The 24,910-nt window shown below is 44.5% G+C and carries 32 protein-coding genes; 4 read left to right on the forward strand and 28 right to left on the reverse strand.

Annotated features, from left to right (window positions below):
* Positions 1-45 precede the first annotated feature (45 nt).
* From P8F77_RS11610 to P8F77_RS11650, 9 genes are all read right to left on the reverse strand, one after another.
* Positions 46-1,425: an aminopeptidase gene (locus P8F77_RS11610; protein WP_024727150.1), complete on the reverse strand. Its 1,380-nt coding sequence runs from the start codon at positions 1,423-1,425 to the stop codon at positions 46-48.
* A 33-nt stretch (positions 1,426-1,458) separates the two neighbouring features.
* Entirely contained in the window at positions 1,459-1,809 is a 351-nt protein-coding gene (locus P8F77_RS11615) for an arsenate reductase family protein (RefSeq protein ID WP_024727149.1), read from the reverse strand.
* 109 nt (positions 1,810-1,918) lie between these two features.
* The gene (locus P8F77_RS11620) at positions 1,919-3,070 is read right to left on the reverse strand and encodes a D-alanyl-D-alanine carboxypeptidase family protein (protein WP_287519575.1); all 1,152 of its coding nucleotides are present in this window, start codon (positions 3,068-3,070) and stop codon (positions 1,919-1,921) included.
* A gap of 262 nt (positions 3,071-3,332) precedes the next feature.
* Positions 3,333-3,488 carry a hypothetical protein gene (locus tag P8F77_RS11625; RefSeq protein WP_287519577.1) on the reverse strand — a complete coding sequence of 52 codons (156 nt, stop codon included), beginning with the start codon at positions 3,486-3,488 and terminating at the stop codon, positions 3,333-3,335.
* Positions 3,489-3,503: 15 nt separating this feature from the next.
* Entirely contained in the window at positions 3,504-3,941 is a 438-nt protein-coding gene (locus P8F77_RS11630; protein WP_330625671.1) for a GGDEF domain-containing protein, read from the reverse strand.
* A 40-nt stretch (positions 3,942-3,981) separates the two neighbouring features.
* A complete protein-coding gene (locus P8F77_RS11635; RefSeq protein WP_235824635.1) occupies positions 3,982-4,122 on the reverse strand; it encodes a hypothetical protein in 141 nt (46 codons plus the stop codon).
* Positions 4,123-4,244: 122 nt separating this feature from the next.
* Positions 4,245-4,454, reverse strand: coding sequence for a hypothetical protein (locus tag P8F77_RS11640; protein WP_330625670.1), 210 nt, complete (start codon positions 4,452-4,454; stop codon positions 4,245-4,247).
* A 164-nt stretch (positions 4,455-4,618) separates the two neighbouring features.
* Positions 4,619-5,167 (reverse strand): class I SAM-dependent methyltransferase, encoded by a 549-nt coding sequence (locus P8F77_RS11645; protein ID WP_081723805.1) that lies wholly within the window; start codon positions 5,165-5,167, stop codon positions 4,619-4,621.
* Positions 5,168-5,271: 104 nt separating this feature from the next.
* A complete protein-coding gene (locus P8F77_RS11650; protein ID WP_024727144.1) occupies positions 5,272-6,654 on the reverse strand; it encodes a L,D-transpeptidase family protein in 1,383 nt (460 codons plus the stop codon).
* Between the two features lie 154 nt (positions 6,655-6,808).
* On the opposite strand from P8F77_RS11650, the gene P8F77_RS11655 reads away from it, so the two are divergent.
* From P8F77_RS11655 to P8F77_RS11665, 3 genes are all read left to right on the forward strand, one after another.
* Positions 6,809-8,149, forward strand: coding sequence for a butyryl-CoA:acetate CoA-transferase (locus P8F77_RS11655; RefSeq protein ID WP_024727143.1), 1,341 nt, complete (start codon positions 6,809-6,811; stop codon positions 8,147-8,149).
* Positions 8,150-8,236: 87 nt separating this feature from the next.
* The gene (locus P8F77_RS11660; protein WP_287519580.1) at positions 8,237-9,181 is read left to right on the forward strand and encodes an L-lactate dehydrogenase; all 945 of its coding nucleotides are present in this window, start codon (positions 8,237-8,239) and stop codon (positions 9,179-9,181) included.
* A gap of 138 nt (positions 9,182-9,319) precedes the next feature.
* Positions 9,320-9,685, forward strand: a complete 366-nt coding sequence (locus P8F77_RS11665) for a hypothetical protein (protein ID WP_024727141.1) — start codon at positions 9,320-9,322, stop codon at positions 9,683-9,685.
* A gap of 138 nt (positions 9,686-9,823) precedes the next feature.
* Here P8F77_RS11665 and P8F77_RS11670 read toward each other — a convergent pair whose 3' ends face one another.
* The 14 genes from P8F77_RS11670 to P8F77_RS11735 all read right to left on the reverse strand — a co-directional run bounded on the left by P8F77_RS11670 (position 9,824) and on the right by P8F77_RS11735 (position 19,290).
* Entirely contained in the window at positions 9,824-9,967 is a 144-nt protein-coding gene (locus P8F77_RS11670) for a hypothetical protein (protein ID WP_235824636.1), read from the reverse strand.
* Between the two features lie 81 nt (positions 9,968-10,048).
* Positions 10,049-10,180 carry a hypothetical protein gene (locus P8F77_RS11675; protein ID WP_334300207.1) on the reverse strand — a complete coding sequence of 44 codons (132 nt, stop codon included), beginning with the start codon at positions 10,178-10,180 and terminating at the stop codon, positions 10,049-10,051.
* 101 nt (positions 10,181-10,281) lie between these two features.
* The gene (locus P8F77_RS11680) at positions 10,282-10,659 is read right to left on the reverse strand and encodes a reverse transcriptase domain-containing protein (protein WP_287519583.1); all 378 of its coding nucleotides are present in this window, start codon (positions 10,657-10,659) and stop codon (positions 10,282-10,284) included.
* A gap of 81 nt (positions 10,660-10,740) precedes the next feature.
* Positions 10,741-10,986 (reverse strand): hypothetical protein, encoded by a 246-nt coding sequence (locus P8F77_RS11685; protein WP_287519585.1) that lies wholly within the window; start codon positions 10,984-10,986, stop codon positions 10,741-10,743.
* A 544-nt stretch (positions 10,987-11,530) separates the two neighbouring features.
* Positions 11,531-12,226, reverse strand: a complete 696-nt coding sequence (locus P8F77_RS11690) for a M15 family metallopeptidase (protein WP_024727140.1) — start codon at positions 12,224-12,226, stop codon at positions 11,531-11,533.
* A 14-nt stretch (positions 12,227-12,240) separates the two neighbouring features.
* Positions 12,241-13,518, reverse strand: coding sequence for a glycosyl hydrolase family 18 protein (locus tag P8F77_RS11695; RefSeq protein WP_287519588.1), 1,278 nt, complete (start codon positions 13,516-13,518; stop codon positions 12,241-12,243).
* Positions 13,519-13,521: 3 nt separating this feature from the next.
* Positions 13,522-13,959 carry a YjdF family protein gene (locus P8F77_RS11700; RefSeq protein WP_287519590.1) on the reverse strand — a complete coding sequence of 146 codons (438 nt, stop codon included), beginning with the start codon at positions 13,957-13,959 and terminating at the stop codon, positions 13,522-13,524.
* 356 nt (positions 13,960-14,315) lie between these two features.
* Entirely contained in the window at positions 14,316-15,386 is a 1,071-nt protein-coding gene (locus P8F77_RS11705) for an NADH:flavin oxidoreductase (protein WP_024727127.1), read from the reverse strand.
* A gap of 32 nt (positions 15,387-15,418) precedes the next feature.
* A complete protein-coding gene (locus P8F77_RS11710) occupies positions 15,419-15,823 on the reverse strand; it encodes a diguanylate cyclase (RefSeq protein WP_024727126.1) in 405 nt (134 codons plus the stop codon).
* 465 nt (positions 15,824-16,288) lie between these two features.
* On the reverse strand, positions 16,289-16,945 hold the full coding sequence (locus P8F77_RS11715; protein ID WP_287519594.1) for a M23 family metallopeptidase: 657 nt from the start codon (positions 16,943-16,945) through the stop codon (positions 16,289-16,291).
* A 205-nt stretch (positions 16,946-17,150) separates the two neighbouring features.
* Positions 17,151-17,405, reverse strand: coding sequence for a hypothetical protein (locus P8F77_RS11720; RefSeq protein WP_287519596.1), 255 nt, complete (start codon positions 17,403-17,405; stop codon positions 17,151-17,153).
* Positions 17,406-17,665: 260 nt separating this feature from the next.
* Entirely contained in the window at positions 17,666-18,430 is a 765-nt protein-coding gene (locus tag P8F77_RS11725; RefSeq protein ID WP_024727124.1) for an arginase family protein, read from the reverse strand.
* Between the two features lie 10 nt (positions 18,431-18,440).
* Positions 18,441-18,716: a hypothetical protein gene (locus P8F77_RS11730; RefSeq protein WP_024727123.1), complete on the reverse strand. Its 276-nt coding sequence runs from the start codon at positions 18,714-18,716 to the stop codon at positions 18,441-18,443.
* A gap of 178 nt (positions 18,717-18,894) precedes the next feature.
* On the reverse strand, positions 18,895-19,290 hold the full coding sequence (locus tag P8F77_RS11735) for a DUF3783 domain-containing protein (RefSeq protein WP_024727122.1): 396 nt from the start codon (positions 19,288-19,290) through the stop codon (positions 18,895-18,897).
* 119 nt (positions 19,291-19,409) lie between these two features.
* Between P8F77_RS11735 and P8F77_RS11740 the strand changes: the two genes are divergently transcribed.
* Complete coding sequence (locus tag P8F77_RS11740; protein ID WP_024727121.1) at positions 19,410-19,730, forward strand: DUF1622 domain-containing protein; 321 nt, start codon at positions 19,410-19,412, stop codon at positions 19,728-19,730.
* Here the strand turns inward: P8F77_RS11740 and P8F77_RS11745 are convergent.
* From P8F77_RS11745 to P8F77_RS11765, 5 genes are all read right to left on the reverse strand, one after another.
* Entirely contained in the window at positions 19,727-20,905 is a 1,179-nt protein-coding gene (locus P8F77_RS11745) for a PLP-dependent aminotransferase family protein (protein WP_024727120.1), read from the reverse strand. The genes P8F77_RS11740 and P8F77_RS11745 overlap by 4 nt on opposite strands.
* Positions 20,906-21,036: 131 nt before the next feature.
* Positions 21,037-22,053: a nucleoid-associated protein gene (locus P8F77_RS11750; RefSeq protein ID WP_034549182.1), complete on the reverse strand. Its 1,017-nt coding sequence runs from the start codon at positions 22,051-22,053 to the stop codon at positions 21,037-21,039.
* 178 nt (positions 22,054-22,231) lie between these two features.
* Positions 22,232-22,702 carry a hypothetical protein gene (locus tag P8F77_RS11755; RefSeq protein WP_235824639.1) on the reverse strand — a complete coding sequence of 157 codons (471 nt, stop codon included), beginning with the start codon at positions 22,700-22,702 and terminating at the stop codon, positions 22,232-22,234.
* A 361-nt stretch (positions 22,703-23,063) separates the two neighbouring features.
* The gene (locus P8F77_RS11760; RefSeq protein WP_024727118.1) at positions 23,064-24,101 is read right to left on the reverse strand and encodes an electron transfer flavoprotein subunit alpha/FixB family protein; all 1,038 of its coding nucleotides are present in this window, start codon (positions 24,099-24,101) and stop codon (positions 23,064-23,066) included.
* Between the two features lie 26 nt (positions 24,102-24,127).
* Complete coding sequence (locus tag P8F77_RS11765) at positions 24,128-24,910, reverse strand: electron transfer flavoprotein subunit beta/FixA family protein (protein WP_006565763.1); 783 nt, start codon at positions 24,908-24,910, stop codon at positions 24,128-24,130.

Below are 24,910 nucleotides of genomic sequence, written 5' to 3' on the forward strand. Positions count from 1 at the left end.
AGTGATAAGGAAACTGTCAGGATTCTCTTTTTATCTGCATGATGTTCAGCAGTTTCGCAGGAATACTTCGTATCCCTTTTCCACTTCGTAGAGATCGGATTTGCTTGTGATCTCCCATGGAGCGTGCATATTCAGCACTGCAACACCGCAGTCGATGACGTCCATAGCATAGGAAGCCGGAATATAAGCGATGGTTCCCCCGCCTCCTTCATCTACTTTTCCGAGTTCTGCAGTCTGGAATGCTACCTGATTATCATCAAACATTCTTCGGAGTTTCGCAACGAATTCAGGGTTGGCGTCGTTGGAACCGGATTTCCCCCTGGAGCCGGTGTATTTATTCAAGACCAGTCCCTTTCCGAAGTAAGCCGCATTCTTCTTTTCCATGACCTGAGGATAATTCGGATCAAAAGCCGCACTCACATCAGAAGACAGCATATGAGAATTCTGAAGGATTCTGCGGAGTTTTAACTCACTGTATTCTCCTGTCAGGGCCATGATCTCGGCCAGTGTATTTTCAAAAAATCTGGAATGCATGCCGGTAGCGCCCACGCTTCCGATTTCTTCTTTGTCCACGAGGATACAGCAGGTAGTCCTCTGAGCATCCTCCACATTCAGCATAGCCACAAGGGATGTGTAGGCACAAACCCTGTCATCCTGCCCGTAAGACATGATCATGCTGCGGTCTAATCCGAAATCTCTGGCGGGCCCTGCCGGGACAACCTCGATCTCAGCAGACAGGAAATCTTCTTCCTCAATCCCGTATTCCTCTTTCAATATGCCAAGCATTTCTCTTTTTACGGCATCCTTCTCTTCACCTTTGGCCGGGCGGCTTCCGATCAGTACATTCAGATCTTCACCTTCGATCACGACCTTAGCCTTCTTTTCCAGCTGCTGTGCGGACAGATGGATCAAAAGATCGGTCACCCCTACCACAGGATCGGTTTCTTTCTCACCAATGCTGATCTCGATTGTAGTTCCGTCCTTTTTAATGACAACTCCGTGGAGAGCCAAAGGCAGCGTCACCCACTGATATTTCTTCACACCGCCGTAGTAATGGGTGTCCAGAAGCACCATTTCTGTGTCCTCATACAGTGGATTTTGTTTTAAATCCATCCTTGGGGAATCGATGTGCGCCCCCAAAATGTTCAACCCGTCTTCCATCGGCTTTTCCCCGATCTGGAATAGGACAATGGTTTTGTCCATCCACGTGCGGTAAACTTTATCACCCGGGTTCAGCTTCTTTTCCTCTGCTATAAAATGCTCTAAATCCTGATATCCTGCTCTCTGGGCCAGTTTTACTGATTCTTTCACACATTCCCTCTCTGTTTTTCCGCCGGTGAGGTACTCTTTATAATCAGACGCCAGAGATTCCAGTTTTTCTATCTCTTCTTCTGTATAAGAAAGCCATGTATTCTTTCGTTCCATTCGCAATATCCTTTCTGTCTGCAAAAATACTTTTTATTTGATAGTATTGCCCCATTGTTCCTCTTTAAATCCAATCAAGACAAAGTCATCCCCTATGACTAAAGGACGTTTTACCAGCATGCCGTCTGTCGCCAGAAGATCGATCTGTTCCTCCTCGCTCATTTCCGGGAGTCGGTCTTTCAGTCCCAGATCCCTGTATTTCATCCCGCTTGTATTAAAAAAACGCTTGACCGGAAGTCCGCTCACTGCAATCCATTCTTTTAATTCCTCTGCTTTTGGATTGTTTTCCACTATATGGCGGTCTTCATAGGAAATCTGATGCTCGTCCAGCCATTTTTTCGCTCTTTTACAGGTTGTACATTTCGGATATTCTATAAATAACATTGTCTTGTTCTCCTTTCCTTGGTTTATTCTCCGGTTATCTTATCATATTTCAGTTTAGAAAAAAAGGCAGTTGATCCAGAATCTCAACAACCTTTTCCTCTAATATTTTTTACAGGCAGAACTCATCCAGTGTTTTTCCGAGATACCACCAGTAATCCTTTTTGTCGATAGAATTTTTCGTAAAGACTTTTTCCTCCCGGATCACCTTGCCGTTCAGCACATATTCGATCTTCCCCACCTGTTCTTTCTTCTTTACAGGTGCATCTAAACTCTTCGGGATCTGGCATTTGATATCGACCTTTTCCCCTTTTTTCAGCAGAAGCGTTATACCTCCGCCTTTGGCCCCTATGGAGACTTTGTGCTCCATTCCTCCGTTTACATACAAGTCCGTTAATTTGCTGTAGTCCGGAATGATCTTGTGATAGGAATAATTTTTGGCACCGTAGTCTATCAAAGTTCTGACATCCGACCATTTGTAAGTTTTATGGGGAGGCCATCCGCAGGCCAGCACGACCGCGATCATGGTCATGCCATTTTTCTTCACGGCTCCCACGTAGCAGTACCCGGCTTTAGAAGTAAATCCGGTCTTTCCGGAAACCGCACCGTCCATCATGGACAGCAGGGCGTTGTGGTTATTGCAATTAAAAGAACGCTGCCCGGATGCGTCATGAAAAGAATGGCTCCTGGCTCTGGTGATCTCCAAAAATTCTTTATTTTTGATGCACTGTTTCATGATCAGTGCAAGATCATATGCCGTAGTGGAATGAATCCCGTTTTTGTCGGTGCGGTCCAATCCGTTGGGCGTGACAAAGTGTGTCGACTTTGCCCCATAGGATCTGGCCTCTGCATTAAGCTTTTTTGCAAAGTTTTCAGTTGATCCCGCCGCGTGCTCCGCCAGGATCACCGCACAGTCATTGTAAGACTCAAGCATCAGTCCGTAAAGGAGGTCCTTAACTTTGTATTTTTCCCCGGCCCTTGCTCCCAGATGGACCTGTGGCTGGGCAGCGGCATTTTTAGAAACTGTCGCTTCCTCTTCCAGATTGCAATGTTTAATAATATACAGGCATGTTAAAATCTTTGTAGTGCTGGCATTCGGCATTCTGGCTTTTCCGGATTTATCAAATAAGACTCGTCCGCTGCCCGCATCCATCAAAATTGCAGATTTTGCATAGAGCTTTAACGTATCATCCGCCCGGACCGTGTGAAATCCGAGCTGCAGACACAAAAACAGAGACCATATTACACAGAAAATCTTCTTCATTCCATTTACTCTCCTTCAAGCCAGCTAAGATATTTCTCTCCGTTATCGGAAGGAGGCCTGTTAAGAGCCGACTGGGATAATGGAGAAAAACTCATACAATTAATACTATATGAAACGTCAGAACAAAATATACCCACAGGGCACACCGTATTTTATACCCTTCGGGTGGACGTGCTCCGCACGATAAGGTATACCCACAGGGCACACCGTAACTCATACCCTTCGGGTGGACGTGCTCCGCACGATAAGGTATAACATAGTCTCATGGTTTCCCGCAGACGACGCGATTCTTCCCTGCAGTCTTGCCCTTGTACATCTGTCTGTCGGCCAGGGCAATTATCTCCTCGGAAGGACTGACTCCGAAGATCATAGTAATATGCAGATTTTTATCATCACAGCAAAAAACATGTCCGGCCACCGTATCACACAGCTCCTAAAGCTTTATGAGCACATCCTCCAGCGGTGTGTCCCGGAAAAGAAAAATAAACTCTGCTCCTCCCCACCGGCAGACATCCACGTCTCCTCCCAGAAAAGAACAGATAAGTTCTGCTGGTTCACTCAGAATCTTATCTCCGCAGAAATTTCCCCACGTGTCGTTTACAATCTTAAAATCATCGATATCGCGCAGTGCCAGCACTGCAAAGGCCGCCAGACAGTTTTCCACCTTTTTTAGGAAAGCATGCCGGCTCAGCAGTCCGGTGAGCTGGTCATAGTTTGCAAGCGTCGACAGGCTGCGGTTCTCATCCTGCAGTTCCTGCTGGCTGACAGCGGCAGAAAGCTGCGAAGAAACAGCTGCATATAAAATAATCGTAATAACCTCAGCGCAAGGAAAACGCAGTTCTAAAGTCCCGCCAAAAGATAAGGAACGTATTTATGTTTGAAGGGACAAAAATAAATCAGGGAGGTCATATTCATTGCCTCCCGCCCTTCTTCCAATATTTCTCCTCAAACTGATCCGCCGGGATCGGATTTGAAATATAAAATCCCTGTATACTGTCTGCACCCAGGGAACACACTGCTTCCAGTTCTCCCGGATGCTCGACTCCTTCCACACATACAGCAATCCCTACACTGTGGCATAGCTTTATGACCGCCCCGATAAAAGAATGATTAAATACATGATCCGGATATGAAGCAGCCAGCGTTTACATGTAGAGAATGCCTGCTCCAATATTCATTTTCCTGCCTCTATAATCAGCCCGCTGTTTTCAAGGAGCGGTATAAACTGAGCAGGACCTGCGGCTTCAGTGTCAGGACAGGACCATCGGAGCAAGCCCGGGTACGATTCTTCCCGCAGTTCAAAATCCTGCAGCATATTATCGGAAATCAGAGCCATATCGGTTGTCATATCGATGATATAGATATAATCTTCTGTACTGCTCACAATCGCATCATAAAACGCCTGTCCGTCTATATGGAACGCACCGTTCTCTCCCGCAATTTTTTTTCATAAAATCTTCCTCCATCTTTAAAATGCCGCAGAAATTAAAACCCGGTTTTAAACTTTCTTCCACTCATAAATTACAATGTGCCGGAGGAAAGAGCAAGCTAATCCAGTTTCAAAATAAGTACCGGAAGCGGAGGATGATTCTGTTTATTATAAAAGTCCTGTTTTATAACAATATATCTCCTGTCATCCAGCTGCTTTAAGTATTGAAGGACTTCTTCTTTCTCCGCAAACCCGGTATCTCCTCCACTATAAATACAAACACTGATAACTCCTCCCGATTTCAAAAGCTCAAGTCCCACTTTAATAGCCTGTATCGTACTTTTCGGCCTTGTAGCAATACTGTGATCCCCACCCGGAAGATAACCCAGATTAAACAAAATCGCCTGTACCGTACCTTTTTCTGCATACCGGTCCATATTTTCATGGCTGTCCAAAATAAACTTTGGATGGTATCCTTTTAATTTCAGCCGCTTCCTGGCATTGAACAGTGCTTCCTCCTGTATTTCAAATCCAATCACTCTGTCTGTGAGCCCGCACAAGTACTCAGTGTCACCTCCGTTTCCAACCGTTGCATCAATACATAAGTCTCCTTGTTTAATAAAGCGTCTCAGCTCTCCATGCACCCACTGTGTTATGCTGATCCTCATTTTCATTCCCTCCTGATCCGTGGACAAAAAGGTCGTAGACCTTTTCTATGAAATAACAAAAAGAGAGAGCCCGGACTATTTAAATCCTGCTCTCTCGGTTTAGTTTAGTAATAGCAGATAACCGGTGTTCCGGCATCGATCATATTGTAAAGGGTTGCAGCTGCATAAGGCGGCATATTGACACATCCGTGTGATCCCCCGGAAATATACTCACTTCCTCCGAAAGAAGACCTCCAGCTTGCATCGTGAAGTCCCACGTTGCCGTTGAACGGCATCCAGTAAGATACCGGTGAGTTATAACCCTGACCGCTCAATGTCGCATTGCGCTGTTTGTACAGTACAAATGCCACACATTCCGGTGTTTTTCTTCCCGCTTCCATCTTGCCTGTGACTACGGATGAAGAAAAGACAACCTTTTTCTTTTTAATGTAGAAAACTTCCTGCTGTCCCATATCGACCTCGATATAAGTATCGCCGATGTCTCCCTGATATCCGTCGTATACCTTTGCCTTTTGGCGCCAGTATGGCTCTCTTGTCTCTTGTGTGCCCTCTTTCAGCATTTTTTTGACTGCGGCTTCTTCCTTTTCACGGCTCATTCTCCAGCCGTAAGGACCTCCGAAAATCTTTTTGGTTCTTCCGTCGTGAGTCTTGACAGTGCGCATAGTCCCCATCGTGTTATATTTGTATGCAAACTTCATAACCCAGTTTTCCATCTTCTTCATGTCGATAGTAAAATCTGTGTCATTCTTGATCTTAAACCACTTGTGGTATACATCCTTATCAAGAACTACCGTCTGTTTCCCGAACTTATAAGTAATACTTCCCTTCAGAGAATCGTTCATCCTGTCTTTCAGAGAAATGATCTCTTTGCTCTTGCTAGTATACTTCGGGACATCATAGGCGCCTTCCTTGTCCAGATCCACGACAGCGACACCGCCTTCTACGGCACTCTTTATGAGTTTTTCCGTCTGTTCCTTCTTTAAGACCGTACCGATTTCTTCTTTTTGGATCTGATAAGCTCCGTCTTTGTAAACCGGTTTGGCATTTCGGATCTTGATGATATTTTTCTTTTTGAAGCAGTCAAGGTTTTTTAAGGCCTTTTGAAATGCTGCTTTGTCATAAGCAAACATATCGATATCGTTGTACTTCTCTCCCCCGAAAACACCTTTGATCCACAGAAAAGAACTCTGTCCGTCTTTGAGCTTCCTGATCTGGTCTTCACCGTCAAAGGAAACCTTGAGCACACTGCTCTTTAAAACTTCCTCTCTGCCTTTTCGCTCTTTTACGGTCAGCGAATAGCCGTCCGCCTTTTTTTTGAAAATGTCTGTAACTTCGTCAACTGTCTTGTTGGAAACATCGACACCATTGATCTTTGTCCCATATGTAAACTTCTTGCTGAAATACACTGCGATACAGCAGTAGATCACAAAAATAATCCCGACTGTGATCAGTGTGTAATGCTTCCAAGTAAATTTTTTATGTTCCATAAATGTCCTCCTAAACTCAGTATCTAATTATAGTACAAAACTTGTAAAAAGGCCACCCATAATTTAAATTATTTTACTTGTGTTTCTTTTATGCGGATGGTACAATGAAACGGTATGTTAATAAATTAACAGATAAAAGACAGGAGGATTACTTATGTCATTTAAGGAAGAATACCAAAAGAAACTTAAAACAGCCGATGAGGCCGTAAAAGTTGTGAAATCCGGCGATTGGCTGGAGTACGGCTGGTGCGTCACCACACCGGTTGCCCTTGACAAGGCTTTGGCAAAAAGAATGCCGGAATTGGAAAATATTAATATCCGGGGCGGAATCGTCATGTGGCCGCTGGAGATTACAAAGATCGACTCCCCTGCCGATCACTTTACATGGAATTCCTGGCACATGGGCGGACTGGAGAGAAAATGGATCAACGAAGGATTCGCATATTATGCACCAATCCGTTATTCTGAGCTTCCAGGATACTACCGCAATTATATCGATCACATAGATGTTGCGATGATGCAGGTTGCCCCGATGGATGAACACGGATTCTTCAACTTCGGGCCAAGCGCATCCCACCTGGCTGCAATGCTTGAAAAAGCCGACTGTGTCATCGTGGAGGTTAACGAAAATATGCCTCGCTGCTTAGGCGGATTTGAAGAGGGCGTACATATTTCCAAAGTTGATATGATCGTCGAAGGCGGAAATCCTGCGATTGCAGAACTGGGCGGAGGCGGAGCAGCCACTGATGTGGACAAAGCCGTTGCAAAACTCATTGTAGACCAGATCCCGAACGGCGCATGTCTCCAGCTTGGTATCGGCGGAATGCCGAATGCCGTAGGTTCCATGATCGCGGAATCCGACCTGAAAGACCTGGGTGTTCACACTGAAATGTATGTGGATGCGTTCGTAGACATTGCAAAAGCAGGAAAGATCACCGGTGCCAGAAAAAATATCGACCGCTACCGTCAAACCTATGCGTTTGCAGCAGGAACCAAAAAATTATATGACTACTTAGATAACAATCCGGAATGTATGAGTGCTCCTGTAAACTATACAAATGACATTGCAAGGGTTTCTTCCATTGACAATTTCATCTCTATCAATAACGCCGTGGATGTGGATCTGTACGGACAGATCAGTGCAGAATCTTCAGGAATCAAACAGATCAGCGGTGCCGGCGGACAGTTGGACTTCGTCATGGGAGCTTACTTATCAAACGGTGGAAAGAGCTTTGTATGTCTTTCTTCCACTTTCACAGACAAGGCCGGCCAGATGCATTCCCGTATTCTTCCTACCCTGCATAACGGGTCTATTGTAACAGATACCCGTGCCAATGCCCACTACATCGTCACTGAATACGGAATGGCAAACATGAAGGGACTCTCTGCATGGCAGCGCGCGGAAGCCCTGATCAATATCGCTCATCCAGACTTCAGAGACCAGCTGATCAAAGACGCAGAAAAAGCTCACATTTGGAGAAGATCCAACAAATAGATTTTGATACAGTTTCTCACTTTATCAAAATTCGATGAATATTTTATCCTCCTTTGTTAAACTACTTAATACAAAGGAGGATTTTTTATGATTAATAATAGAAAAACGGCCATCATTGGCTGCGGATTTGTCGGTGCGTCCACCGCATTCAGCCTGATGCACCAGGGACTGTTTTCCGAACTGGTCTTAATCGATGTAAACGAAGAAAAAGCCAAGGGTGAGGCGATGGATTTAAGCCATGGGCGCCCGTATGTAGATACATCCAAGATATATGCAGGCACCTATGATGATGTCGCGGACTGCGGGCTGATCATCATAACCGCCGGTGCAAATCAAAAGCCCGATGAAACCCGTCTCGACCTGGTACACAAAAATGTAGCCATTTTTAAATCTATCATTCCGGAGATCACCAAACGAAACTCCGAGGGGATCTTATTGGTTGTTGCCAATCCGGTTGATATTCTTACTTATGTGACTTTAAAGCTTTCAGGATTTCCAAAAAACCGGGTCTTTGGCTCCGGAACCGTCTTGGATTCGGCACGTTTCCAATACCTGCTCAGCGAACACTTGGAAGTAGACAGCGGCAGCATTCAGGCATTTATCATCGGGGAGCATGGAGACAGTGAACTGGCTGTCTGGAGTGACACCAATGTCTCAGGGATCGGCATCAACGAATTTTGTGAAATGCGCGGGCATTTTGACCACGAGAAATCTATGAAGAGGATTTTTGACGATGTGAGAAACAGCGCCTATGAGATCATCGAGAAGAAAGGTGCTACCTATTACGGCGTCGCCATCGCAGTCAGCCATATTGCAGAGAGCATTATTCGAAATAAAAATTCGATCCTCCCGGTCTCCAGCCTGCTTAGCGGAGAATATGGCCTGTCTGACCTTTGTCTGAGCGTACCGACCATTGTCAACAAAAACGGTGCGGAACAGGTCATAGAAATTGATTTAAACAGTAAAGAATCCAATCTGCTGAATAAATCTGCAGGACAGTTAAAAGAGATCCTTTCATCCCTGGATTTATAGCAGGCTCCGTTTTGTATCTTTTGTATACGAAAAAGTACAGTGGAAATATTTACACATTATGAGATCTGTGCTATTGTATGATTCAAACAAAAATTTACTGATTTTTTATTAGATTCATACAAAAAGTGAGGGTTCCATATGAAAAGATATCTCTTAGCCGGTATTGTAGCTTTGGCGATTGCAGTTACTTTAAGCGGATGCGGTACAGCACACGTAAAACCGGAAGGACTCAGTGACAGCCAGTACAGGCTGGGCCTGAGAGCGATTGAGACGACAGATAAATATTTAAACGCTGAACTTTCAAAAGATCTGGCCAGCGAACAATTTAAAAATATCAAAAAGGCGTTTGAACAGTATACAAAAAGCAGAAAAACTGCTTTTTCACGGGTAGATTCCCGGATGGAACAACTGGAACACTGCCTGTCTGCAAAAAAAGTTTCAGACAAATCAGTGACCAAAGCCAGAAACCGTTTGGCAGAGATATTAAATCAAAATCTTTTATAAGTTCAATCGAGTAGGAGGAATTTCACCTCAAACTTCTCACGGAACCGTACGTGAAAGTCTCCTTTCATACGGCTCTTATCATTCAGCAGTACGAATATATCATACTCCAATGAGCAAATAGTTTTGGCTCTCGCTTTCTCAAAGTGCAGAGCCATTCTTCTGCCCTGCGTCTTCTCCCACGGAAGTTCTTATACATACACATGCCCATTTCACAAGTCTTCTTTCTATGCATAGCAGCGTATCTTTCATTGCGGATGGATTGTATTTCCCAAAATAATTCATCCAGCCACTTAGTATCGGATTCTATACATTGCTTTAAATGTGTATCCCAGAAAAATCAAACTCTGTAAGTTCTTCTTCCTTTCACCTGTCCTCGTCCTTACCATACACAATCCTTGTCTTGGTCGGATTCAGTTCCAGCTTACATTCTTCAAACCTTTGAGCCAGGCTCTGCTTGATACATATTGCCTCCTCTTTTGTACGGCAGTGGACTATTCTATCATCTGCATACCTCTCAAACGGGGCTTGCGGAAAATTTCATTTCATCCACATATCAAATACATAGTGCAAAAACATATTTGCAAGAACCGGACTTATTACTCCACCTTATGATTAGAAAGGCATAACGCTCCTTGCGGTGAACCCACTTTTGTTGGGAAGTATTTTCCGTCTTCTATTACTCCTGCTTTTAACCATTGCCGAAACAATTTCAGAACTCGTCTATCACTGATTCTTCTTTCGATAAGACTCATAAGTATTTCATGGTCGATGTTATCAAAATATCCTTTTATGTCTGCATCTACTACATACCAGCTCTTATATAAAGTCTTCTGTACCTTCTTCGTTGCCTGTATTGCGTCCCGTTTTGGTCTGAACCCATATGAGCATTCTAAAAAGTTTGCTTCAAAAACTGGTTCAACTACTATTTTGCATGCCTGTTGTACAATTCTATCTCTAATAACAGGTATACCCAATGGTCGCTGTTTACCATCTGGCTTTGATATATAAACTCTCTTAACTGGTTTTGGATAATAGATGCCTTTTACTAAATCTTCCTAGGTATCCAATAAGTATGATTCCACTCCATACTCTTCAATCATTTCAAAGGTCACACCATCTATTCCGGCACTTCCTTTGTTTTCTTTTACCTCTTTCCACGCCCGCCATAAAACATCCAGGCGAAAAATACGGTCATACAACGCATGAAATCTGCGTTGCTTATCCTTTTTGGCAGCCAAGTATAGTTTGCATTGAAGTTGTCGTGATTTATCTATTGAGTGTTGTTGTCCCTTTTGAGGCATGCACTGTCCCTTACCTTCCTGTTTAACTTGACTAAAGTAGAGCCCCTTTTCCAAATACGTTTATCTTACCGCACCATCATAGATACTATGGGCTCCTCCGACTCCTCATAATGCGTCTTCTTGAATTTCGTGTGTTACTTATATCAAGAATTACATGTTTATGGTTCCATGACACTATGAGGTCTCTTCTGTTCCATCAACAACTATGTTAACATTCCGCTCCCTCTACACCGAAGGGTTCTTCAGCGCTGCTTCCAGTTTCTTCACACCTTCCGTGGTCTTCGTCAGAAAGCCAGTGACTCGACACCCTCTTTTTCCCAAAAGGGCTAACGTAACGATGCTACAGGATTCACTTAATGTTACGGAGCTCACTGGTGATTACTCCGACCAGACTTTCACTGGCAAGCTGTTGACAGCTTGCAGAACACACGACTTTCACCCATTAGTAACGTGCGCAGCCAGGCGCACTCAGAAAAAACTCCGGTCATAGATTTTAACCGGAGTTTTTTTATTAAAGGTCATAAAATACAATGCGTCTTGGCGCTTATCGTTTCTCAAAATGCTGATAGTCTTTATATGTAATCCAGTCACCGCCCCACTGAAAACCGTGTTTCCTGAAAATCCGGTACACACGGTCATTTCTGTGGATCATATTATATTTATACTTGCCTCTGCACTTTTTTACATCTCTCTGCGCATAGATTTTTCCGTTTTCAGGTGTGATGGAATTTCTCTTTACAAAGGGGTTGACCCTCGGATTAATGTCAATCGCTTTGCCGTAAGCATGGTTGGACAGGTGACTGGTCCCTTCTACAATCCGGTAGTTAAAGGCGGAGGTGTTATTGGCTTCCATAGATTTTGTGTCATCGGCGCCGTAATCATCGACCAGACGGATACTCTCGATCGGGTACTGCATATCATAAAGCTCCTGAAAAATTTCCACCGTATCTTTGGCAATGGACTTATTCACAAGCAGCTGCCCACTCCTGATCTTCCCGTCATAACCGTAATATTTCACCTTCACATAGCGCAGGTCCTGAATTTTTATGTTCGGATTGGACCTGTAAGAAACCCCGCTGATTTTTTCTTTCACTGCCTTCGGGACCTTTTCGTAAGAAAAACCGCTGATGCTTTTATTGGAAAATGCCGGTTTGACGGGTTCCTTTTCTCTTATCTCCTGAACGGATGCACCCAGTCCAATCAATGCCGCCAGCATCATACTTACAATATGTTTCCCCATAGGATCCCTCCCGTCTACGGTCTGCCGTTTAGCTGAAATAAACTGTCTAACAGCAGCCAGTTGGCCCGAAACGGCCTCATCAGATTCCAGTATCCGATACCCGTAAAACCATATTCTTTTGCTGTCCGGACTTTTACATCGATACTCCGGACATCTTCAAACCATACTTCATGTTCTGTTCCATTTAACGTGTAGTTAAAAAATGGGCTCATAGCAGTCTCATCGAACCGGATCTGTACTCCGTTCTGATCTGCGATCTCCACTGCTTCCACATTTCCGATCGTCCTTGCCCTTGTGGTTCCTCTCTCGTAGGGGAGCGGCCAGTCATAGGCATAGTTCGGAATGCCCATATATATTTTCTCCGGCGGGATCTCTGTCACTGCGTAATCCAAAACCTGTTGGACTTTGTTGATCGGTGCAACTGCCATTGACGGCCCGAACGTATATCCCCATTCGTACGTCATCAAAAATACGGAATCTGCATTAGCACCCAAAAGTCCGTAGTCCATTCCTTCATATAACAGGCCTGCCTGTTCTGCAGAAATTTTAGGTGCTAAAGCGACAGACACCTTATATCCTAAGGGATTCATCCGCTCTCTTAAGTTACCTACGAATGCGGCATATCCCTCCCGGTCCTCCGGAAGGATGTATTCAAAATCCACATCCACTCCGGCATATTGCTTTTCCTGAACCGTCTGAACCAGATTCTCAATAAGAACCTGCTGCATCTGAAGATCTTCCGACACAGCCTTAACCAGCTGATTGTTAAAACTTCCGGTCTCTGCAAACGGCGTCAGCACAAGCATGGGATCAACCCCAAACTCCAATGTCTGTTCAATCAGAGGCTCTTCCATAGCCGGCGGTATGAGCGTTCCTTCGGTTGTAAAGCCATAAGAAAAGATCAGAAGTTCATTCAAATATAAGAGTACTTCTCTTAAAATCTCCGTGCTGATATATGGATAAGCATATCCCGTTACATTGAGGTTCCCCAGCTGCTCCTGCCGATAGCGGATCGTTAGCACATCTCCCGGCATCAGATTTGATTCATTCAGCAGATATGGATTTTTTCTGACAATCGAAGAAACCGAGGTGCCGTACTGCTGCGCAATAGATGTCAGCGTATCTCCTTCCTGTACCGTATGGACAACAGAGGGCTCCAGAATGAGCAGTGCCTGGCCGGGCACAACTCTCCCGGCATAAATCTGGTTGTCATAGATCAGCCGGCTACTTGAAATATGAAACTGCCCTGCAATAGAATTAATCGTATCCCCTTCATTTACTACATATATCATACTTCATTCCTTTTTTTGGTCTTTTTCTAAATATATGCACCCGTCAAAAAAGGAATTCCTGGGCTTATTCTTTTCATGCTGCTTCCGTTCTTCCCGCAGATCTTTTCTGCGCTCTTTCCTTACGGTTATTTGTTCTTCCCTCCGGGCAGCCAGCGCCTGCTGGGACTTGGTTCCCAGCCCTTCGTTCCTGTGCCTTCGAAGACTTCTCTGCATTCGTTTGGGATTCAGATTTTTTACCTCTTTGACCGAAACATCCACGGGAGGGCTGAAACGAAGTTCTCCATGATGCTCCATCAGAAATGCCAAGACCTCATAGTCTTTTGGTTCTGCCCCGAACGTAATTTTGGACACTTCCAACCCTCCGTCCAGAATACGTTCATAAATCCCGACCCAAAAGGGTCCGTCAAAATATACTGTCAGCCTGCTCTCGATTTTTTGCATAAAAAACACTCCTCGCTTTCGACAGCAAAGAACGGACAACCGAGGAGGCAGGTTACTGACAGATTTTATCTCTGCGCCCGGACTACCGGCCGGGACTGTGTTTTTATCTTTGCACGATTTAATTTTACATGTTTCATTTTAATCCATTCTCCAGTGGTTTTCAAGGCATGACTGTGTCGGTGGGCCTGCTTTTACCCCAGTCTCCGGCTTCTGATGTGTTTTTCTATCCGGGACAGACAGCGTCACACTCATCACCGATAAAAATCCGGACTTTATGGTTGAGAACATGATCCTTGTGGGTACAGAATAAAAAAGCTCCTTTCAGTGCCAATAAATTCACACTGAAAGGAGCTTTTTTATTCCCCTGTATTTCTCTTTCTGTTCAGCAGGACCCTTCCTGCACATTTTTCGGCATCGATCCTCCACTGACATTCTTTGCAGTGCAGGCATCTGCCGGTATTTCTTCCTTCTCTCGCATCTATGGCCCAGTTATAATTGACCAGTACACCCCTGCCGATATCCACCATATCCACACCGGTGCGCTCTAAAATGTCTTCTGCCATCCGGGCATCCGTTATGCTGTTGACCGCAAAAACAGGAACCGATACATGCTTTTTGATCTCCCCCGCGGCATGGATCACATCTTTATACGGAAAATCTTTTGGAGCCTCAGGCTTATCTTCCCCTGAAAATCCATAGGAAATATCCAAGAAATTAATTCCGTGCTTCTCCAGAATCTTTGCATGACGGATACCGTCTGCAAGAGCGGGTTCAAAGGCTCCCAGCCGGATTCCCACAACAAAATTTTCTGGTACTTCTTTTTTGATCCTCTCCAGAATCTCCAACGCAAACTTTTCCGGATGCCGTCCGTATTCGTCGGTTCTTTTGTTGACTCTCGAATTGAAAAATTCACACATCATATACCTGTGGCAGCCGTGCAGCTCCACCCCGTCATAACCGGCTTCATATGCTCTCACCGCAGCTTTAACAAACTGATCCTGCACCTTATGAATCTGTTCTTTCGTCATTTCATGGCCGATTCTTTTCTCTCCGTCTTTGTCCATCTCATAATCGCTCGGACACAGAAGATACTCACCGGAGCCGTTCACCCCTGCGTGATGGATCTGCAAAAATATCGGGCAGCCTTCTTCATGCACCGCACCGACGATCTCTTTCAGCCCGTCAATCTGTCTGTCCTCCCAGATGCCCAGCTGGTCCTTGGAGAGTTTTCCCTCCGGGTCAACACAGGTGGCTTCCTGAATGATCAGGCCGGCACCGCCCCTGGCAATGGCTCTGTAATGTTCAATATTTTTGTGCACCACGCAGCCGTCTTCCTTCACCCAGTTATAGCATACCATCGGCGGCACACAGATACGATTCTTTATTTTTAAATGCTTTATGTAAAACGGCTCAAACAATCGTTTCATACGTTCCTCCTGTCATTTTCTGCATCTGATCCTCAGGCATTGATTTTGCATAATAGAAGCTCATCGCCCTTCTGCTGTCCGCATGTATTGTTAACCTGGTGGAAATCCCTCAGAGAGACGACGACAAGTATAAACTGCTTCTCGGGCAATTTTTTGATCATCAGCCCCAGCATATTGAAAAATTCCTTCCGGTTGGGCACATTGATCAGATAATCCATCGAAATCTGCTTATTCTGCAGGTGCAGATAAATTATAAGCAGGGCACAGGTTGCTGCAGATCCGGACAGAATTACATTTGGATACCTCTGCTGGACCAGAATAACCAGTACGGCCAGAATCGGAAAAGCCGCAAGTATATGGTATATATTTCTATCAATCTTTCTCTTGTTCAGTACGGTGACCACAATGCTGATGGCACAGTACGCATAAAAGATCAAATAAGTGTAGACTATCCACGGCCTCCTTACATAACCCTGCCCAGGGCTGATATCAAACAGATTTCTGGTCAATGGGTTGATCAGAACGAGCACACTGTACACTAGGGCAGGTATGATTCCAAAGCCTATGACCTTTCTCAGTTCCTTCCTCTCTGTATAGACGATAGATACGGTGTAAAGCCCCCATCAGCGGTGGCTGAATATAGTAAACCATTATTACAGGCCAGGTCATCCATATGGGAAACTCATCGACACGTTAAATCATGGCCGTAGACAGAATGTTGGTCAAAATTGATCCTGACGTAATCAGAAGACACCCCTGAAAAATATTATTTTTTAATGTGGTGAGATGGCTTACCTTTCTTGAATGTACCCACATGATCCCCTCATTTTTTGTCCCCTTATACATATCCTTATCTTACCATGACTTCTCTTGAAAGAAAATGATCATTTTACTCTTCCCACTCATAATACCTGCCTCAAAAAGCGATATGGATTTACACTGTATTCTCCATGCCCTGCATCCTTCCGATATATGCCGAGGTGCAGATGCACCGGGAACTTCCCCACTGTTCCCTCTTCCTTCCCATATCCTGAATCCCCCATATACCCGATCATATCTCCCGCATGAATCTTTGTTCCCTGTTTGATTCCGGGAGCATAACTGTAAAGGTGTGCATAATAAAAATAAATACCTTTCGGAGAACGGATGCCGACACGGTAGCCTCCCAGTTTCAGCCATCCGATCTGCTCTACGACTCCGTCAGACATACTGAGCACAGGTATTTCACCTCTCTTCTTCGATACCGTATCGGACATAATATCCGTGCCCTCGTGATGCCTGTCTCCGCCAAAATTCCTCGCCTCATTCCAAGAATCCGAATAGTTTACAAACGGTATATATTCATCCGGCACCGGAGGTCCCTTGATCTCCTCTTGTATCAGCGGATCCGGTCTTCCGCTTTTACATCCGGTATTTCGGTATTCCTGATATACCTTTTCTTCTTCGATGGCTTCGTTCCGCCTTAGAATCCTTTCCACAGTCAAACTCTCGGCTGTGACCAAAAGTCCCAGGAAAAACACCGTGCAAAGCAGCCAAAAACTCCTTTTTGTATTGTTCATCCGCTTCATCCCCTATTCTTTTCTGCACTATGTATATGCAAAAAAGAATAGAGTTACAACCTAAGGATTTCCCAGAAGGTATTCATACAGCATCTGTTCAAATGCTTTCACATCGATTGGTTTCGCAAAATGCCGGTCCATGCCTGCCCGCTTTGCATTTCCGGCCGTCTGTGTCTGCAGCTTGAATACTCTTCACAAGACTGTCTTAATCGTCCGGATGAATCAGATTCTTTTGCTTATGTTTTTTCAGCAAATCCTCATTGCAGTAGGGTCCCAACGCAAATACCGTAGTCGGAACCCAATACATCTTTCCCTTATCTTTCATCTTAGTCAGCATTTGATCTGTATAGTCCGGAATCGTATGAAGGCCCGACAGATCTGCCGCCTGTTCTTTCGCCTTCAGTTTCAGAAGGATATCGTGATTGACCATGAAAACATCAGCACTCTTCCCTGTTTCCATCCGCTTTTCCAGGGCTTCAAAGTATTCTGCCCTTTCAGGCTCTCATATGATCTCCTCGATTACTTTGACATTTTCAGGCTCATATTTGTTCCGGAAAAACGTAATAAATAATAGTAACATCCTCAGAATCTGTTTCTTCATTCAAGACCGTATTTTTGCCGCTGCACCCGCTCAGTGCCAATGTACAGATGAACACAGCACCTTGTCATCTTCCTTTTCTTCATTGCACCTATCCCCTTTTCTGTGTAAATAATGATTCTTTACGTCTGCGGATCATCGGAAAGGGGCAACAGCCCGTCCAAACATTCCAAAACTTCTTTGTTGACACGGTCACTTTGCATGATCTCTCTTCCGTCGGACAGCAGGCCGCCCTGATATTCACCGCAGATATCGGCCCCTAAGATTTTTCTTTCCTGTGATATCATTGTACATATCCTGCAGACCTGCCCGACGGTCATGCTGCCCTGGTCCCAGTTTGTGGACATCTCGCTCTGGCTCAGCACATCCTTGTCCAAAGACAGATAGACATCCGTCAGGATCTCTCTTTGAAGCCATGTCTTCCAGTCAAAATCCGGGGATATAGCTTCTTCCTCCGGCACTGCCGCCATGTGGTTTCTGTATCTCGGCTCCACCTCCCGCAGATATGCGGCCGAAGTACCGATCAGAATCACTTTTTTTAGATGTTCAATCTCGTCCATGGCCCTCCGCACCCAGCATCCGCAGGATAAAAGTTCAGGAAACAGCGGCTTCTGAAGATCAGTGTGGTAGTCAAACAGCACCAGCGTAAAATCCCTGCACATCTCTTTTTGCAGAAGAAAGGAGACATAATGGTAATTTCCGGAACCTAGAAAATAAATATGAGAGGGCTTTCCTGCCCTGATCCTTTCTCTGATCGTCTCCGCCGCAGTATCCTCACAGTATCCGTTGGTCCCCTGAACTTCTGTCAGGCCGATCCGCTGATAAGGGGCTGATTTATAAAACTCTTCCTTATCGTATAAATCGTCAAAGTCCAGGACCGTAATCATCTGCTGCACATCACTCACTCCTTTTCGGTCTGTTAAAGATAAATCTTAATGAATTCCTCCGGCGGGACCGGCCTGCCGTAATCCTCTCTCTCAGCAGTACGCCGGCTCCTGCGAACAAATGAGTAATCATGACGATCGACAGCAGATTCAGTATGGATAAGTTGAACAAATACTCTGCTCCCGCCGTATGCATCGCTTCAAACTTCTTTGCCGCCCTGACACTCAGCCGGAACAGCGCACAGGATAGCATCGTGATGCACATGGCCGTAGCATCTAAAATATTCAAAATCCGCCCTCCCAGGAAAGCGGTTATAAATTCCTGATAAGGCGGATATGGAAAACTCTTAAATAAAAGTACAAAGGAACCCAGAATTAAGCCCCTGCTTAACCGATAAAATCGCTGTCGATTTCCCAAGATCCCTATAATAATCCCTGATTTTCATTGCATAACTCCCCAGATTCGATCACTGCCCGGACATCTGTTCATGTTCTTCCCTGAGATTCTCATATAGAGTCATAGAGTCCCAAGTCTGGTTTGTATCCGTCAGAACGGCCTTTAAATTTATCTTTTTAAGCTTCTCTTTTCGGAAACTCAAAATCATCTCATCAATCTGACGGCCGGAGAAGCCTTTCATGACAAGCATCTCTTCTGTGAATCCGGGGCCGTCATAGCAGCTGTCTCCTGGTTCAATGCCGGGAACTCCTGCCAGTGCCCCGATTGGTTTCAGATAATCTTCTTTTTTTATATTTTTTATCCGTACACCCATGCGGATCAGGATAAACTTTATCTTTCTTGCCCGCTCAGAGCTGTCTAAATTATATAGCAATACAGCTGCACTGCCGTTTTTTGCTTGATTCATTTTTATTTCCTGCCTTTTTGTTATAGTAGTTTTATTATACCATATTTGAATGAAATCTTACAAACATGCAGACTATAAAATGAAGCTATTTTACAAAAACATAGAAAGCGTACAGCAATATGCCTGATCATCTTTTAACGGAAACCGTGATGCTCTGCATCCACCTCTTGGAACTTTTCGGGATCTTTGTCATCGTCTTTGGCTGTATCAAGGCTTTTCTCCAATATCTCCGGGCAGGATTTACCACGGAGGGAAGGGAGATCAAACTGGAATTGGCCAAAATGCTGGCTTTTGCCCTGGAGTTCAAACTGGGAGGCGAAATACTCAGGACCGTCATCACCAAAAACATGAACGAACTTTATATGCTGGGAGCCGTCATCCTTTTGAGATCTTTTCTGACTCTGGTGATCCACTATGAAATCAAGTTCGAGTCAGATTAATAACTCTCCATCAGCCTGCCGAGCCGCCGGATTCCCTCCCGGATCACTTCCGGCTCGGAATTCGTATAATTCAGGCGGAATGTGGGCACCGGCTTCTCATCGTTCACATAAAACGGATTGCCCGGTACGAAAGCGACCTTTTCTTTCATCGCACGATCAAATAATTCGAGGGATGACTCGCCTTCCGGAAGAGATCCCCATACAAACATGCCTCCTTTCGGCATGGTATAAGTGACAGTGTCCGGAAAGAAATCCTTCATTGCCTGGAGCATGACATCGCTCTGCTCTTTATAGAGGGCTTTGATTTTGCCGATGTGTTCGTTTAATTCATGGTTCATGAGATAATCATACACTGCATACTGGGCAAATATATTGCTGTGCAGATCGGCCGCCTGCTTTGCGGTCACGAGATGCTGCATCAGTTCTTTGTCTTTCGTGCAGATCCATCCAAGTCTCATTCCCGGTGTGATGATCTTTGAAATCGTCCCGAAGAGCACACTCTTTTTCAGGCCGAACGATCCGATATAAGGAAGCGCCTCTCCCTCAAACTTCAGCTGTCCGTACGGATCATCCTCGATCAAATAGGCAGAATAGCGGTTTAAAAGACTGCACAGTGCATTTCTTTTCTCCACAGAATATGTAAGTCCGGTTGGGTTTTGAAAGTTTGGAACCGTATACAAAAGTTTTACATTCCTCTCCTCCAGGATCTGCTCCAGCCTGTCCAGATCCATCCCATCATCCAAAAGAGGCACCGGGCAGAAATCCGGCTCAAATACGGTAAATGCCTGAATAGCTCCCAAATAGCCGGGTTCTTCGATCGCCAGCGCGTCACCGGGATTGATCAGTACCTTTCCCATCAGATCCAAAGCCTGCTGCGACCCTGTCGTGATCAATACATCGACCGCCTGTACATCCATCCCGTATTCGTCCCGGTATCTCTTTGCCACCCATTCCCTGAGCGGCCGGTAGCCTTCCGTACTGGAGTACTGGAAGACCTCATCACCATATTGGTCAATGACCCTTTCCATAGACTGTTTAAGATCTTCCTTTGGAAAGGAAACCGGATTAGGCAGTCCTCCTGCAAAGGAGATGATGTCATCCTGCTGGATCACTTTTAAAATTTCCCTGATAAAGGATGCGGGCGTGTTTAAGATTCTCTCTGAAAACTGTGTCATACTTTTGTACCTCTTCTTTCCGCGATGATGTAAGAAAAGCTCTAAACCGGACATCCTCCGGCCTAGAGCGTTCAAATAATGAATTTTGCTTATTATATTCCTTTCTCTTCTGTCTGTCAAGAAATCGCGGACTATTTTATCTTCACCTGTTCTATGTTCTTAATGATGATTGTGCTTCCTCCTCCCTGTTCTTCCAGGATCTCCACATTGTCTTTTGTGATATATTCTTCCATGGGAATCTTAATCTCGATCCCTGCGTCGGTCTCAAGAATCTGATATTCCAGCTTCTTCACGGTATTTTCTTTGGCCACCGTAAAGGTATCATACTGCAGGTCATATCTCTCGATGCGGTCATCAAACTCCTGTTTCTTCTCCGTGCTGTCTCCAAAGATCCTGTCGCCGATCTCGTTGACCCGAAACTCATTTTTTTCCGCGAATTCTTCTCTCAACTTACTCCTGGCATCCAGTCGGTTTCTAAGAGGTTCATTCTCGTACCGGTTATTGATGTCTGTGATCACCTTGTTTAAGATCTGGAACTTCTTTTTGGGAGCCATGTCCGCATGGCACTGAAGAAAGCGCTCCGAAATATAGTTAATCTTGTCGCCTGTCAGCATCTCAAACTTCTTTTCCACCAGCTGGACCTTATACTCCAGAAGATCCACGATCACGGCCTCTGTAAGCTTTGCCCCGTCCATAGGCATCACCCGCTGCTTTACAATGTCGTTGACTTCGTTTTCTTCCTCTTTATGTATGTAAGTCTCCTTATAATTCATTTTCAGAAGCGCCAGATGTACGACGCTGTAAAGCTGGAAACTGACCACGATCAGGTCTGCCGCCGGAATCGTCACACTGTCGCACATAATATCAAAAAGACTTTCCGACAGTACACGGCTGGCTTCCACAAAGCTTTCGTCCTCCTTTTCATCCATCGATTCCAAAAGGCTTAAAACCGGTGAAAGACTTCCGTCAAACTGGCATTTTTTTGTGTCATCGCTTTCCAGTATTTTAAAAATGTGTCCTCTGATAAACTCCATCAAGTCCGGACCCATATCCAGCAGGTCATTGGACAGGCCAAGGTATCCGTTATGGCTGTCCAGTATATGGATGATTCCTTTTCTGATGATAATATCGTCTCTCTGTATCTGCATGTTTATCCTACTTTCTAATAAATTTTCTTTAACTATTATACTAGAAAAAATCCGTCCGGACAACTCCGGACGGATCTCCATAACCCCTTCACCTTACATTTCTGCAAGAACATTTTTGACATATTCATAAGCTCTCGGGCAGTGGCTCTTTAAAGAAGCTCTGTTCATAGAATACTCTTTAAATACCTCTGTAAAAAACTCTTTGTTGTTTGATACTGCATATGCACGGTTGTCGCCGGCAAAATTGTTCTTTTCTGCCGTCTGCCCCTTTCAGCAAAGAAGAATTCGGATTCGTCTGGATGGTCATACCCACTCTGTTGAATTCGCTGATTACTTTGTCATCGACGATGCCCTTTAACTGACTGATATTTGCATTTCCTGCCTGCGCAAAATTTGTTGTTTTGATAACCTTTTTAATGATTGTTGTTGTTTTGACAGTTTTTTTCTTTGCTTTTTTTGTTGTGACCTTTTTACGTTTTACTATTTTCTTTAATTTATATATCTTTGTTTTAACTTTCTTGGATGTACTTGTTTTGACCGTTACTTTATTGCTGGCTGCTGCCACAGGTTCTGCTGCCGGAGCTGTGAACCCGATAACAAGCAAAACTGCCAATGCACTTACCAGAACTTTTTTGATTGCTTTCTTCATGATCATGTGCCTCCTCATTTCACAGACACAAGCCAGTGACCATCTTGATCTCTGGTACGAAAAAAGCAACCTGCTTATTTCTTACACATGAGCTTCTCTCATGCGGCAACCGGCTGTCATAAATATAGTCACTTTTCAGCCATCTTCTCCTGAGACATTTTTGCCTGCTTGCGCAGGTCTTTTAATTTTGCAGAAAACATTTTATGTTCCTCCTCTGTTTTGATGGTTAAAGTATAGCAATCAAAGTTTTTTCCAGCAAGCAACTATAGTTTACATCTGAGTATTTTATGCAACTTTCCGTAGCAAAAGAGGTCCTGCACGGATGCAGAACCTCTTTTATAAGTTTTATTGATGTTTATAATTATTTTACTACAGTCTTTAACTGTTCTGTCAGCATTGGAACGATCTTATTTAAATCTCCAACGATTCCATAGTCTGCTACATCGAAAATCGGTGCTGTGTCATCTTTGTTGATTGCAACGATAATGTCAGCCTCTTCCATACCTGCCACGTGCTGGATTGCTCCTGAGATACCAATTGCAAAGTATACATTTGGGCGTACAGTCTTACCAGTCTGTCCAACCTGGATATCTCTAGGCTTCCATCCTGCGTCTACTACCGCACGGGAACAGCTCACTTCTCCACCTAAAACTTCTGCTAAATCTTCTAAGATCTTGAAGTTTTCAGGGCTTCCGACTCCACGTCCGCCGGATACAAGGATGTTTGCATCCATGATATCCACAACGTCAGTCACAGATTTTACAACTTCCATGATCTCAACATATTTATTGTCCGGAGTAAATCCAGGATTGAATTCAATCACTTCCGCTTTTGCTCCTTCGATCTTGTCAATCGCCTGCATAACACCAGGACGTACTGTAGCCATCTGAGGACGGTTATCCGGGCATGCAATGGTAGCGATCGTATTTCCGCCGAACGCAGGACGTGTCATCAGTAACTGGTTATGTTTCTGCTCTTTTCCCGGAATTGCTACTAATGGGAAATCACCGATTTCAAGGACTGTACAGTCAGCAGTAAGACCAGTTGCAACTCTCGCAGACACACGAGGTCCTAAGTCTCTACCGATTGCTGTCGCACCAACTAACATGATTTCTGGTTTGTATTCATTGATCACAGATGCAAGTGCATGTGTATAAGGCTCTGTTCTGTATTCTTTCAGTTCAGGATCATCAACTACGATCACCTTGTCCGCACCGTAAGCTGCAAGTTCATCTGCAAGGTCTTTCACTTCAGATCCAATTAAAACAGCTGTAACATCTGTATCTAAATCTTTTGCAAGGTCTTTGGCTTTTCCAAGTAATTCAAAAGCGATGCCGCTTAATTCATTGTCCACCTGCTGTGCAAAGACATAAACTCCTTTATATTCTTCTAAACCCATTTTATTCACCACTTTTCCTTTTTAAATTAGATTACATGTTTTTCTTTCAATTTGTCCATGATATATGCTACGGATTCTTCCGGATCAAGGGTTACCTTTTCCCCTGCACCTTTACGAACCTTATCAGATGCTTTCGCAATCTTTGTAGGTGATCCGGCAAGTCCGATGTTTGCATCATCGACATCTTTTAAGTCTTTTCTTCCCCAAACAGTCACTTCTGCATCGTATGCATCAAAGATTCCGCCCGGTGTCATGTAACGCGGCTCGTTTAATTCAGAAAGTGCTGTGATCAGGCAAGGCATTTTTGCCTTTACAACATGATATCTGTCTTCATACTGACGTTCAACAACAACATTGTCTCCGTCGATTTTGATATCCTGAGCGTAAGAAATAACTGGAATATCCAGATGTTCTGAAATCTGAGGACCTACCTGTGCGGTATCTCCATCGATTGCCTGACGTCCTGTGATGATCAGGTCGTAGTCAAGATTTCTGATCGCACCTGCAAGCGTTGTAGAGGTAGCCCATGTATCTGCTCCTCCGAGAACTCTGTCTGTGACAAGGACTCCCTTGTCTGCTCCCATAGCCATAGCCTCACGTAAAACTTCATCTGCTTTCGGAAGTCCCATCGTAAGAACAGTAACTTCTGCATCATATTCATCTTTTAATTTTAATGCCGCTTCCAATCCAGCTTTATCATCTGGATTCATGATGGTCAGCATTGCACCTCTATCCAAAGTACCATCCGGGTTAAATTTAACTCCGCCCTTAGTATCTGGTACCTGTTTTACACATACAACGATTTTCAC

Origin of the sequence: Anaerostipes sp. PC18 (assembly GCF_039789045.1) — a bacterium.
Lineage (GTDB): Bacteria > Bacillota > Clostridia > Lachnospirales > Lachnospiraceae > Anaerostipes > Anaerostipes hominis.

Coding starts and splice junctions, on each gene's coding strand:
- P8F77_RS11610 (WP_024727150.1), bottom strand. CDS start 1,425: ATGGAACGAAAGAATACATGGCTTTCTTATACAGAAGAAGAGATAGAA.
- P8F77_RS11615 (WP_024727149.1), bottom strand. CDS start 1,809: ATGTTATTTATAGAATATCCGAAATGTACAACCTGTAAAAGAGCGAAA.
- P8F77_RS11620 (WP_287519575.1), bottom strand. CDS start 3,070: ATGAAGAAGATTTTCTGTGTAATATGGTCTCTGTTTTTGTGTCTGCAG.
- P8F77_RS11645 (WP_081723805.1), bottom strand. CDS start 5,167: ATGAGGATCAGCATAACACAGTGGGTGCATGGAGAGCTGAGACGCTTT.
- P8F77_RS11650 (WP_024727144.1), bottom strand. CDS start 6,654: ATGGAACATAAAAAATTTACTTGGAAGCATTACACACTGATCACAGTC.
- P8F77_RS11655 (WP_024727143.1), top strand. CDS start 6,809: ATGTCATTTAAGGAAGAATACCAAAAGAAACTTAAAACAGCCGATGAG.
- P8F77_RS11660 (WP_287519580.1), top strand. CDS start 8,237: ATGATTAATAATAGAAAAACGGCCATCATTGGCTGCGGATTTGTCGGT.
- P8F77_RS11665 (WP_024727141.1), top strand. CDS start 9,320: ATGAAAAGATATCTCTTAGCCGGTATTGTAGCTTTGGCGATTGCAGTT.
- P8F77_RS11670 (WP_235824636.1), bottom strand. CDS start 9,967: ATGAATTATTTTGGGAAATACAATCCATCCGCAATGAAAGATACGCTG.
- P8F77_RS11685 (WP_287519585.1), bottom strand. CDS start 10,986: ATGCCTCAAAAGGGACAACAACACTCAATAGATAAATCACGACAACTT.
- P8F77_RS11690 (WP_024727140.1), bottom strand. CDS start 12,226: ATGGGGAAACATATTGTAAGTATGATGCTGGCGGCATTGATTGGACTG.
- P8F77_RS11695 (WP_287519588.1), bottom strand. CDS start 13,518: ATGATATATGTAGTAAATGAAGGGGATACGATTAATTCTATTGCAGGG.
- P8F77_RS11700 (WP_287519590.1), bottom strand. CDS start 13,959: ATGCAAAAAATCGAGAGCAGGCTGACAGTATATTTTGACGGACCCTTT.
- P8F77_RS11705 (WP_024727127.1), bottom strand. CDS start 15,386: ATGAAACGATTGTTTGAGCCGTTTTACATAAAGCATTTAAAAATAAAG.
- P8F77_RS11715 (WP_287519594.1), bottom strand. CDS start 16,945: ATGAACAATACAAAAAGGAGTTTTTGGCTGCTTTGCACGGTGTTTTTC.
- P8F77_RS11720 (WP_287519596.1), bottom strand. CDS start 17,405: ATGGAAACAGGGAAGAGTGCTGATGTTTTCATGGTCAATCACGATATC.
- P8F77_RS11725 (WP_024727124.1), bottom strand. CDS start 18,430: ATGATTACGGTCCTGGACTTTGACGATTTATACGATAAGGAAGAGTTT.
- P8F77_RS11735 (WP_024727122.1), bottom strand. CDS start 19,290: ATGAATCAAGCAAAAAACGGCAGTGCAGCTGTATTGCTATATAATTTA.
- P8F77_RS11740 (WP_024727121.1), top strand. CDS start 19,410: ATGCCTGATCATCTTTTAACGGAAACCGTGATGCTCTGCATCCACCTC.
- P8F77_RS11745 (WP_024727120.1), bottom strand. CDS start 20,905: ATGACACAGTTTTCAGAGAGAATCTTAAACACGCCCGCATCCTTTATC.
- P8F77_RS11750 (WP_034549182.1), bottom strand. CDS start 22,053: ATGCAGATACAGAGAGACGATATTATCATCAGAAAAGGAATCATCCAT.
- P8F77_RS11755 (WP_235824639.1), bottom strand. CDS start 22,702: ATGAAGAAAGCAATCAAAAAAGTTCTGGTAAGTGCATTGGCAGTTTTG.
- P8F77_RS11760 (WP_024727118.1), bottom strand. CDS start 24,101: ATGGGTTTAGAAGAATATAAAGGAGTTTATGTCTTTGCACAGCAGGTG.